At 67.0% G+C, this 10,276-nt stretch carries 9 protein-coding genes and 1 pseudogene; 5 read left to right on the top strand and 5 right to left on the bottom strand.

Annotated elements, in window-relative coordinates; all coding sequences use genetic code 11:
• The 4 genes from QZZ29_RS06965 to QZZ29_RS06950 form a co-directional block, all read right to left on the bottom strand.
• The coding region (locus QZZ29_RS06965) for a proton-conducting transporter membrane subunit (protein ID WP_291382269.1) at window positions 1–1,582 on the bottom strand (1,582 nt) is incomplete at its 3' end.
• Complete coding sequence (locus QZZ29_RS06960; protein WP_291382268.1) at window positions 1,579–2,073, bottom strand: NADH-quinone oxidoreductase subunit B family protein; 495 nt, start codon at window positions 2,071–2,073, stop codon at window positions 1,579–1,581. The genes QZZ29_RS06960 and QZZ29_RS06965, both read right to left, overlap by 4 nt.
• 6 nt (window positions 2,074–2,079) lie before the next feature.
• Window positions 2,080–2,406, bottom strand: a complete 327-nt coding sequence (locus QZZ29_RS06955) for a metalloregulator ArsR/SmtB family transcription factor (RefSeq protein ID WP_291382267.1) — start codon at window positions 2,404–2,406, stop codon at window positions 2,080–2,082.
• Between the two features lie 115 nt (window positions 2,407–2,521).
• On the bottom strand, window positions 2,522–3,466 hold the full coding sequence (locus tag QZZ29_RS06950) for an aldo/keto reductase (protein ID WP_291382266.1): 945 nt from the start codon (window positions 3,464–3,466) through the stop codon (window positions 2,522–2,524).
• Window positions 3,467–3,796: 330 nt separating this feature from the next.
• Between QZZ29_RS06950 and QZZ29_RS06945 the strand changes: the two are divergent.
• A pseudogene (locus QZZ29_RS06945) lies at window positions 3,797–4,039 on the top strand (NAD(+)--rifampin ADP-ribosyltransferase); the annotation flags it as partial.
• A 27-nt stretch (window positions 4,040–4,066) separates the two neighbouring features.
• On the opposite strand, the gene QZZ29_RS06940 reads toward QZZ29_RS06945, so the two are convergent.
• Window positions 4,067–6,346 carry an EAL domain-containing protein gene (locus QZZ29_RS06940; RefSeq protein WP_291382265.1) on the bottom strand — a complete coding sequence of 760 codons (2,280 nt, stop codon included), beginning with the start codon at window positions 6,344–6,346 and terminating at the stop codon, window positions 4,067–4,069.
• A gap of 244 nt (window positions 6,347–6,590) precedes the next feature.
• Here QZZ29_RS06940 and QZZ29_RS06935 point away from each other — a divergent pair, with 244 nt between their 5' ends.
• From QZZ29_RS06935 to QZZ29_RS06920, 4 genes are all read left to right on the top strand, one after another.
• The gene (locus QZZ29_RS06935; RefSeq protein WP_291382264.1) at window positions 6,591–7,145 is read left to right on the top strand and encodes a PadR family transcriptional regulator; all 555 of its coding nucleotides are present in this window, start codon (window positions 6,591–6,593) and stop codon (window positions 7,143–7,145) included.
• Between the two features lie 38 nt (window positions 7,146–7,183).
• On the top strand, window positions 7,184–8,863 hold the full coding sequence (locus tag QZZ29_RS06930) for an AarF/UbiB family protein (protein WP_291382263.1): 1,680 nt from the start codon (window positions 7,184–7,186) through the stop codon (window positions 8,861–8,863).
• A gap of 59 nt (window positions 8,864–8,922) precedes the next feature.
• Window positions 8,923–9,717, top strand: a complete 795-nt coding sequence (locus QZZ29_RS06925; protein WP_291382262.1) for a transglutaminase family protein — start codon at window positions 8,923–8,925, stop codon at window positions 9,715–9,717.
• 81 nt (window positions 9,718–9,798) lie between these two features.
• Entirely contained in the window at window positions 9,799–9,942 is a 144-nt protein-coding gene (locus tag QZZ29_RS06920) for a hypothetical protein (protein ID WP_291382261.1), read from the top strand.
• Window positions 9,943–10,276 lie beyond the last annotated feature (334 nt).

Here is a 10,276-nt window from a genome sequence, read left to right as displayed (position 1 = left end):
TGACCGTGCTGTCGGCGAGCGGGGCGGTGTCGCGCACACCAGGGAGGACGTTCAGCACCCGGTTCAGCGATCCACCCGCGACGGCCGGCGCCACGGCGAGCAGGGCGCACGCCGCCGCCGCGAGGCCCAAGCCGACCCGCATCGGCATCGGGCTCTCCGTGGCGCTCGCCGCCGCCGCCGATCGCGGCTGGGCGAGAAAGCCGACGCCAAACGCCTTGACAAACGTGGCGACTCCGAGTCCGGCCGTGAGCGCGACAACGCCGACGGCGACGGGGATGCTCACCGCGACGACGGGCGCGGTGGCGACGCCCTCCGAAACCGAGTGGATGAGACCCTGCAGAAGCACCCACTCGGACACGAACCCGTTGCCCGGCGGCAGGGCTGCGGCGCCAAGCGCGCCGATCCCGAACAGCGCGGTCGTCACGGGCATGCGGCGCACGAGGCCTCCGAGTGCGTCGAGGTCACGCAGTCCGGTCGCGCGCAGCACCGACCCGGCCCCGAGGAACAGCACGGTCTTGAAGGCTGCGTGGTTGAGGGCGTGCAATATGGCGGCGGCCATCAGCACCCCGGCCAGCGCGCGGTTGCCGTCGGCGGCGAACACCCCGGCCGCTCCGATGCCGATTGCCATCAGCCCGACGTTCTCCGTCGTGGAGTACGCGAGGAGTCGCTTGAGGTCAGTTGCGACGCTGGCCTGAAGCACACCAAAGAGCGCCGAGACGGCGCCGATGGTGAGCACCAGCAGGCCCCACCACCGGGGACCGCCGCCGAGCAGGTCCCAGCCCACCCGGATCAGGCCGTAGATGCCGAGCGCGACCATGGCCGCCGACATCAGCGCCGACACGTGGCTCGGCGCCTCGGGGTGGGCACGTGGCAACCACACATGCAGGGGCACCAACCCTGCCTTGGCGCCGAACCCGATAAGTACCAGGACGAAAACGGTTGAGCGCACGGCGGGCGACAGGTCAGCCGCACCCTCGCGCAGCGAGTCAAACGTCTCACCGCCCGCACCGGCCGCGAACACGACGAGGCCGGTCATGATCGCGACCAACCCGGCGTGAGTCATGCCCCCGTACCAGAGCCCGGCCTCGCGCACGGAGGGACGCAGCGCATGCTCGGTGAGTACCAGGACGAGCGAGGTGAGAGCCATCAGCTCCCACACCACCAGGAGCGTCGTAACGCTGTCCGACGCGGGGACTAAGAGCATCGAGGCGACGAACAGGGGAACGGTCGCCTGCGTGGTCCGGGATCCTGCAGGGTTCGGGTGGTGGGCACTGTCGGCGGTGTATCCGATGCCGTAGACCCCGGCGGCGATGGCGACGGCGCCCACCAGCAGCAGGAACACCCCCGAGAGGGCGTCGACGCCGAAGCGCGCCTCGCCCAGGGGCAGGAGGCCCGGCACGACGCGCGACCACTCCGCGCCGGTAAGACCGCCGACACCTGCCAGCACGCCACCCAACCCGACGCCGGCCGTGACGAGGCCGCTGACGAGGGGCCGCACGCGCCGCGACACCAAGACAATAGCGAGTGCTCCCGCTAGTGCTCCTCCTGCGACCAGCGCCAGTCCCACATCAACCGCGGTCATCGTCCCGTCAGCCCCCGCAGCGCCTCGACGATGGCCTCCGGCGAAGGCGGGCAACCGGGCACCTCAACGTCGACCGGGATGATGTCAGACACGGGGCCCTCCACGCCGTAAGCCCCCGCGAACGCTCCACAGTTGCGGGCGCAGTCGCCGAGGGCGATCACGCGCTTGGGCGCCGGGGTCGCCTCGTAGGTGATCCGTAGGGGGTCAGCCATGTTTCGCGTGACCGGGCCGGTCACCATCAGTGCGTCGGCGTGGCGGGGAGAGGGGACCAGGCGGGCGCCGTAGCGTTCCGCGTCGTAGACCGGACCGAACGCCGCCCCAATCTCGATCTCGCACCCGTTACAGGAACCGGCGTCTACGTGGCGGATCTGAAGCGAGCCGGACCACGGCAGTGGCTCGGACGTGGGGGAGTCCTGCGACGGGGGAACCGGGGCCGGCGCCGGCACGGCTATCCGGCCGACGCGGAGCATCGTGCGCAGGAGTTTCAGCACGGCCGTTCAGCCGTTTCGCAGGTCGGTGAGCATCTCCACCTGGACCGAGAGCAGGTCCTCGCGGAGTTGCCGTCCCACGGCGAGCAGTTCGGCGACCCGCGGCGAGATCACGGAGTAGTGGACGGTCGACGCCTCGCGTCGAGCCACCACCAAGCCGGCGCTGCGGAGTACCCCCAACTGCTGCGACAGCGCGGAGGCGCCGACGCCAAGCTCGACGAGCATTTCGCCGACGGTGTGATCGCGTTCGCAAAGCAGTTCGAGTACCCGGATGCGCATCGGGTTACCCATGGCCTTGAACAGGTCGGCCTTCATCTGTTGGAGGGGTGCGGTCATCCCGTCACACCCGTGCTCGGCCGCCTCGTCATAGGTCGAACGATATCACCGTATAACGATCTCGTGAGTTCAGTAAGTCCTGAAGTCGCGCGATGCTTGCCCATCGCGGTGGTGTTCACCAGTCGAGCGGGGATCCTGCCAGCCGGCGCGCGTAGAAGTCGCGAATGCTCTCGACGGTCGCCGCTGGTAGGGGTTCCGCCGCGGCGGCGATCGAGTCGCGCAGCAGGTCGACGGTCCGTGCGCCGGGGATCACGGTGGAGACTCCGTTGTGCGCCAAGAGGAACCGCAGAGCGCCGTGGGGCACCGAAACGCCAGTGGGCAACAGCGATCTGAACTCGTCCACGAGGCCCGCGCGCAGGGCGATGTCGTCCCGCGACCACCGCGCGCGCACGCCGGCAAAGGTCGTGTCTGCGGTGTATCTGCCCGACAGCCAGCCGGACTCCAGGGGAACCTTGATGATGGTGCCGACGCCCTGGTCCCGGGCCCGTTCGAGCGAGGGCCACGTCTCCTGGAACAGCGCGGACATGCGCACCTCCAGGGCCTGACTTGTGCTGGTGCGCAGCACGGTGTCGACGTCGGCGCCCCAGTCGACGGATGCCCCGTAGGCGCGGATAAGGCCCTTGAGCTTCAAGCGCTCCAGCACCTCGTAGTGCTCGCTCCGCGTACCGTCGAGTACCTCAGGCGGAGGGCTGTGCAGCACCACGATGTCCAGGTGGTCGGTGCCCATCCGTTCGGCGCTGCGCAGGATCGACCTCTCGATGCTGGCTGGCTCCCAGTCGCTGCCGCCGTCGGGCCTGTGCCCGAACTTTGTACAGATCACCACGTGGTCCCGGCGCCCTCCGCGTATGGCCGCTCCGATATTGAGCTCGCTACGCCCCTCGGCGTAGCCGGGCGCGGTGTCGATGAACGTCACGCCCGCGTCGAGCGCGGCGTGAACAAGGCGAACGGCGTCGTCCTCGTGTGGGCCGTCGGGCCACTGAGCGGACCGACCCAACTGCCACGACCCGAGCCCAATCTCGCTGACCTCGATGCCGGTGGTGCCGAAGGCTCGCGTCTTCACTTCCGCTCCTCACGTCGGCGTGGATCCCCGTTCCGTGGGGCGAACGCGCCATTCATTGTGGCACGGTTCGCGAGGGTCGACACGAGCGGCCTTCGCGCCTCCCGACCGCTCGCGTGCCGATGCTGGAGGGCCAGCAGGGAGGCTCGTCAAAGCGCCGGAAGGCGCAGGACGCGAACGACAGCGCTCACAATGTCGAGACCGAGACCCTGCCCGGGTCATCCAGCGGCCGGAGTAACCTCTCGAGCGAGGGAGGCGTTCATGTCCAAAGAACCACAGCCGTTTGAGTCCCACGGGTAGGGGGCCTACCTCCACGGGACCAAGGCCGAGCTCGCCCTGGGAGAGGGGAGTGGCCGGATCTACTTCGTAGAACCCACGGGTGAGGTCGAAGACGACCCGAACGTGACGGACAATAGGTTCCCCGGCAACCCGACGCAGTCTTATCGCACCAAGGAACCCGTGCGCGTCGTTGGAGAGTTGGTGGACTGGGTGGGTCACACGCCCGAACAGGTGCTCAGCATGAGACGTGGCCTGGCGGAGCTCAAGGCACGCGGCGCGGCCGGGAGCTACGACTGATCGCGCGCCTCCCGCAGGTCCTCGTTGCTACGCCTCGTCATCATCCGCAGAAGGCGGATTGGCCCTTGACTGGGTACGGGCGTCTGCTGCGGTCGCACGTTCGGCCGAGGCACGGTCTCGGTCAGTGCCGGCCACTGTTCGATCGTTCGCCTCGACCTGTCGCTCGGCGGTGGCTCTGCTGCGGGCTTGCTTCGCGGTACGTCGGGTGGACTTCGCGTCGCCGCCAACCTCATGACTACCGAAACCCCCTTGTCGGCCCTCTCGTTGATCCTCCGCATGTTCCCGGTCGGTTGCGGCTACGTCCCTCAAGTCGGCCACTCGTTCCCGCTCATCGGCGGCGGTGTCCCTCGTGTTCGCCGCGCCGTCGCGGGTGGCCGCATCTGTATCGCGGGTAGACGCAATCTTGTCCCTGACGTTTGCCGTGGTTTCCCGGGTCTCAGCTTGTCTGTCGCGACGGTTGGCCGCCTTGCTGCGTTTCCGTGAAAGCGCGGCGGTCCTAGAGCCTCCAGTAGGGACCACCGCGGCGGGAACGTAGGCATCGAGCCATGTGGCGCACCTCTCCATGTCAGCGGGTCGGCTTAGCAGGAAGCCCTGCGCGAAGTCACAGCCCATTTCGCGGAGCAAGGCGAGTTGCTCGTCGGTCTCCACCCCTTCGGCGATCGCCTGGAGCCCGAGCGCATGCGCCAGCGCGATGGTCGAGGCAACGATCGCCGTATCCGCGGCATTGACGCCGAGGCCCGCCACAAAACCTCGTTCCACCTTGAGACGATCGATGGGTAGATTCCTGAGATATTGCAGCGACGAGTAGCCGGTGCCGAAGTCGTCAAGGTCAACGCCCACATCGAGCGCCTTGATCGCCTCCAACGACTCCGCAATGGTGTTGAGATCGTCGACAAGGACGGACTCTGTCACCTCGATGATGATCGTGGACGGAGCGCATTTGCCTGCCGTCATCGCCTGGCGCAACGTCGCGATGAGTCCCGGATCAGCCAATTGGCGTGCCGAGATGTTGATGCTCATCGTCCGAGAACCCCTGGAATGAGTACCAAGTCGCGCGGCGTCCATACATGCCGTCCGCACCACCCAGTTGCCCAGCGGGACGATCTGCCCGGTGCGTTCGGCGGCGTCAATGAAGGAGTCCGGAGCGAGCAGACCGACACCGGGACGCTCCCACCTCACCAGTGCTTCCACGCCCGCTATCTCGTTGGTGCTGAGGTCCATGATGGGCTGATAGTGCAGGCGGAGCTCATCGTGCATGATTGCGTGATGGAGGTCGTTGGCGAGCCTGAAGCCCGACGATGCGCGGGCCGCCATCGATGCGTCATAGTAGACGGCGCGTGACCCGCCCGAACGTTTCGCGGACTGCAGGGCATCGGTTGCGGCCGCCAGGAGGTCGCCATCCTTGGCGAGAGTCGTCGCGGCGAGACCCATGCTGACAGTGAGAAACACGCGATCCGGACCGACGACAAACGGCTCCCCAAGCGCATCTGTCAGCGAAGTCACCCACTGATCGAGCGCCGCCACCGGATTGTCCGTATCGAGAATCCAGACGAAGGAACTCGCTCGCCAGTGGGCGAAAGTCCCAGGGGTGTCGAGCGACTTCAATCGCTCGCCGAGCACGGCGAGAATGGCGTCAGCCGCATGCGGCCCGTAGGTGGCAACCATGACCCCGAAGGCGTCGACGTCAAAGATCGCGACGCTGCGCGCCATCCCTGGGCCGGGTGGGTCCGAGAGAATCCGCTGCAGCCACCACCGTCCCGGCAATCCCCCGGGGCCGTCGTGCTCCAGAGCACCTGGAGCAGACAGTGGATCGGTGCCGGGAGGGCCTTCGGCCTGCACTGTGATGTTGTCCGTCACCATCGTGCGTGCCGCCGGATCAGGGAGGATCACCACCGCACCTGCGAGCGCGGCACCGAACCGAAAGGGCACGACGGTCACATCGAGCCTTGGCGCGAAATGTGCATTCGTGCCTGGAGGGGCCTTGACGCTGGGCACCTTCTCCCCGGCGAGCAATTGCTGCCATGCCGTGTCAAAGCTTTCGCGATTTGGGCTGGAGAGAAGTTTCCGGAGAGGCGCACGGACTGCCTGGGCGCTCGTCGTCGTGAGCATGGGTTCGGCGGCAGGGTTCCACTCCATCACTAACCCGTCCGCGTCGACGATGACGATGGCGTCTGGGGAAAACTCGAGCAAGCGGCCGAATTGTCGGTGGCGCTGATCAGGTCGGAGCGGGTCGATAGCAGGTACCTCCTGGCCGGGCCAAAGTTCCGCGACCGCACCGTTCTTCGAAGAAGACAGTTGCCCCGCCATGCGCCGCCCCCATCCGCACTTCGGAAGCGGGGGGATCCCTTCGCCCGTCGCGCCGTTCCCCTCACTGTACGCCTGGTGGCTCACAACGCCCCGGTGGCGAGAGAAACGTGATGTGGGGAGTGGTTTCGGAGGCACCACTGTGCGGGCAACTCGAGCCCGTTGCCGCTTGCCATTGCGGCAGCCGCGTGTGAGGATAGCGATATGTCGGTCGCTATCGAGCGACATGTCGTTCAAGGAGACCATCATGACAAGTTCTTTCAAGAGTAGCGGTCGCGGAGCGTTTAACCCCGGTCAGGCGGGCGACGCGATGTGGCAGGCCATGGAGCAGATGCGCGCCTCCTTCGACAAGCGCGTCGGCACGCGCATGGGCCGCGGCGACGTGCGTGCGGCGGTGCTCGCACTCCTCAGCGAGGGGCCGATGCACGGGTACCAGATGATCAGCGAGATCGAGGAGCGCACGAAGGGCAGGTGGAAGCCCAGCGCGGGCTCGGTCTACCCGACCCTGCAGATGCTCGCCGACGAGGGTCTTGTCACCACCGAAATGTCAAGCGACCGAAAGGTCTACTCGCTGACCGACACCGGGCGCGAAGAAGCCGAACACGCCGCGGCGTCTGCCCCGTGGGCGGCTGACGACACATGTGACACGAACTCCATGAGCGCCGTGCCGAAGGCCGGGATCGAACTCGCGCAGGCGGTCGCTCAGGTGGTCCGCAACGGATCGTCGGAGCAACACAAGAAGGCCGCCGAGGTGCTCGACGAAACGCGACGTAAGATCTACTCGATCCTCGCGCAGGACTGACGGGGGTGCCGTCGGACCGTCGGGGTCTAGGAGAGTTCATGCCCGACGTCGTATCTGGCCGCGCCCGCTACCGGCGCATTTTGCGCTTTGCCGCGTGGCACCTTGGTACGACGTGGTGGTACGAGATCTTGTTGCCCATCATCGGCCTGCGCAGGATCACCGAACGCACCCGCACCGCCAGGATGCGGCGCTTCGCGCGCAAATTCCGCGTGCTCGCGGTGGCCCTGGGCGGGCTCATGATCAAGCTGGGCCAGTTCATGTCATCGCGCCTTGACGTGCTCCCGCCCGAGATCACCAAGGAACTGGAAGACCTTCAGGACGAGGTTCCCGCAGCGCCGTTCGCGGCCATTCGCGACCTCGCCGAGGCGGAGTTGGGTGTGCCGCTTGATCAGGTCTTCGCGACCATCGACCAGACACCCATCGCGGCAGCGTCCCTGGGTCAGGCCTACCGTGCCACGTTGACGCAGCACGACGCGGCCGATGTGGGCTTCGACGCAGCGGTCATCAAGGTGCAGCGACCCGGCATCGGCGCGATCATCGACGTGGACCTGGCGGCGCTGCGCAAGGTGGGCGGATGGCTGAGCCGAGTGGGGCTGGTATCCAGGCGCGTGGACGCTCCCGCGGTGGTTGAGGAGTTCGCCCAGACCAGCCTCGAGGAGATCGACTACCTCCAGGAGGCGGCGAACGCCGAGCGCTTTGCCGCAATATTCGCGGGCGATGACCGCGTAAGCGTGCCAGCGGTGGCCTGGGAACGCACCACGCGGAGGGTGCTGACGCTCGAGGACGTCACGGCGATCAAGATCACCGACACCGACGCACTGCGCGCCGCGGGAATCGAGCCTGCCCAGGTGGCGCCGGTCTTTGCGGAGATCATGTTTGACCAGTTGTTCCTGCATGGCTTCTTCCACGCGGACCCGCACCCCGGCAACATCTTTGTCACGCCGGCGCCAGCGGGCTACGAGGGCCACTCGTGGGCGCTCACCTTTGTTGACTTTGGCATGATGGGCGAGGTTCCCACGAGCCTACGCAGCACCTTGCGTGGCCTGGTGATCGCCGCGGCGTCGCGCGATGGCAAGGGCATGGTGAAGGCGATGCAAGAGGTGGGCGTGCTGTTGCCGTCCGCGGACACGGTCGAACTCGAAAGGGTGATGACGACGCTGTTTGCCAGGTTTGGCGGAATGGGATTCGCGGAGTTGCGCGAGCTTGATCCCAGGCAGTTTCAGCAGTTCGCGGTGGAGTTCGGCGACGTCATCCTTTCCTTGCCCTTCCAGTTGCCCGAGAACTTTCTGCTCATCATCCGGGCCGTGTCGCTCACCTCGGGCGTGAGCAGTTCCCTCGACGCGGCGTACAACCTGTGGGACACCGTCGAGCCGTACGCGGAGCAGCTGATACGTGACGAGGGCGGAAATCTCGCGTCCGATCTGGGACGGCAGGCGATCGACAGCGTGGGCGTGCTGTGGCGGATGCCGTCCAGGCTCGACGCGGTGCTCACTCAGGTCGAGGACGGCACCCTCCCGCTCACGGCACCAAAGTTGGAGCGCGCGGTGGCTCGGCTGGAGGGGACGGGGCGGCGCCTGGTTTCCACCGGTGTATTTGCAGCGCTGATCATTGCTGGCGCGGTGGTACGCGCCGACGACTCCGGCCTCGGGTTCTGGCTCATGATTCTGTCGGGGCTACCGCTGGCGCACGCGCTGTCTGGCGGACGTAGGGGTCGCTGACCTCCGGCTGTGAAGCGTCAGGTCTACGCCCGGTGCGTCCGGCGTGACACGATGACAGCATGCGCCGCGATGTCACAGCCCGCCTGAGTATTGATGTGACGTGTCCGAGCGAGCTGGCCATGTCCTTTGCCGTGGCAGCGAGGCAGGGAGCCGTCGCTGAGACGCTTGAGGTGCGACTCGACGGCGCGCCTCTGGAGGCGACCGAGATCCGCGACGCGCACGGGACCCGGCTCCACGCGATATCCGCCGAGGTGGGCATCTTGACTGTCGAGTACACGGCGATCATCGAGGGGCGTGAGCCGCCCGTGCGATCGCGGGAGCGGGACCGTCTGCGCTACCTGCGCCCGAGCAGGTACTGCGAGTCCGACGAGTTGGCGGCGACGGCGCACGCCGAATTCGGCGGCCTGACCGGATACTCCCTGCTGGAAGGCGTGAGCTCGTGGGTGGGCACGCGGTTGGACTATGTGCCAGGCTCGAGCCTTCCCACCGACGGCGCCGTGAGGACCCTGCTCGCCCGCCAGGGCGTCTGCCGTGACTACGCTCACCTGTGTGTCGCGCTCCTGAGAGCGAGCGGCGTGCCCGCCCGGCTCGTCTCCGTTTACGCCCCCGGCCTGGATCCGATGGATTTCCACGCCGTGTGCGAGGCGTACGTGGACGGAAGGTGGTGTGTGGTCGACGCGACCACGCTGGCGCCGCGCACGTCGCTGGTGCGCATCGCGACCGGCCGGGATGCGGCGGACACCGCCTTCATGACGGTGGTGTCGGGCCACGCCGAACTGGAAGACGTGATGGTGAGCGCGGTGGCCGACGTGCTGCCTCACGACGACCTGACGGCGGCGATCCACCTGGGTTGAGCGGAGCCACCGGCTTTCCGCTCGCTCACGGCTCCCCACGATCGCACCCGCATCGTCAGGTTCCTGTCTTACGCCGCAGTCATGGACGCAGTCATGGACGGAATCGACCTCCTGGTCACCCACGGCGGTATGGGCACCACGCAACGTGTCGAGCCGGGCGGCGCCGACGCGGCGGCGGGGATTCTCGAGGACCTCACAGAGGATGCTCAGGGCTCCCATACGTAGGACGGGCCACTACGGGGGGCTCATCGGATCTGACTCCCAGGGTCGACGGCGTCGCGGGAGTCGGGATAGGGACGGTGAGGATGACGGTGGCTGGAGTCTGAGGTTCCGCTGCACTGTCTTGGACGTCGATTCGGTATCGAAACCGCTCGAGGCGTCGCGTCCACCCTGGTGCCTGATGTCAATACCTTGGGGATGGTTGATTGATTGCCTTAGGTGAAATCTTCCGCGGCGTAGCCGACTCGTTCGCGCACGTGGTTCCAGGTCTTCTGCTCGACGTGGGCGCCGTCGTTGGAGTGGTTGGCGCGGGATCGGGTGAAGGTGATTTTGTTCGCCG

Source organism: Demequina sp., from assembly GCF_016278765.1.
In the GTDB taxonomy this organism is placed as follows: Bacteria; Actinomycetota; Actinomycetes; order Actinomycetales; family Demequinaceae; genus Demequina.
Note: the sequence above shows the minus strand (reverse complement) of the source record. Positions and strands in the feature narration are given on the sequence as shown.

Bases quoted from the DNA above. Each gene is read 5' to 3' on its own strand.
- QZZ29_RS06940 (WP_291382265.1), bottom strand. From the start codon at position 6,346: ATGGCGGGGCAACTGTCTTCTTCGAAGAACGGTGCGGTCGCGGAACTT.
- QZZ29_RS06930 (WP_291382263.1), top strand. From the start codon at position 7,184: ATGCCCGACGTCGTATCTGGCCGCGCCCGCTACCGGCGCATTTTGCGC.
- QZZ29_RS06955 (WP_291382267.1), bottom strand. From the start codon at position 2,406: ATGACCGCACCCCTCCAACAGATGAAGGCCGACCTGTTCAAGGCCATG.
- QZZ29_RS06920 (WP_291382261.1), top strand. From the start codon at position 9,799: ATGGACGCAGTCATGGACGGAATCGACCTCCTGGTCACCCACGGCGGT.
- QZZ29_RS06935 (WP_291382264.1), top strand. From the start codon at position 6,591: ATGACAAGTTCTTTCAAGAGTAGCGGTCGCGGAGCGTTTAACCCCGGT.
- QZZ29_RS06925 (WP_291382262.1), top strand. From the start codon at position 8,923: ATGCGCCGCGATGTCACAGCCCGCCTGAGTATTGATGTGACGTGTCCG.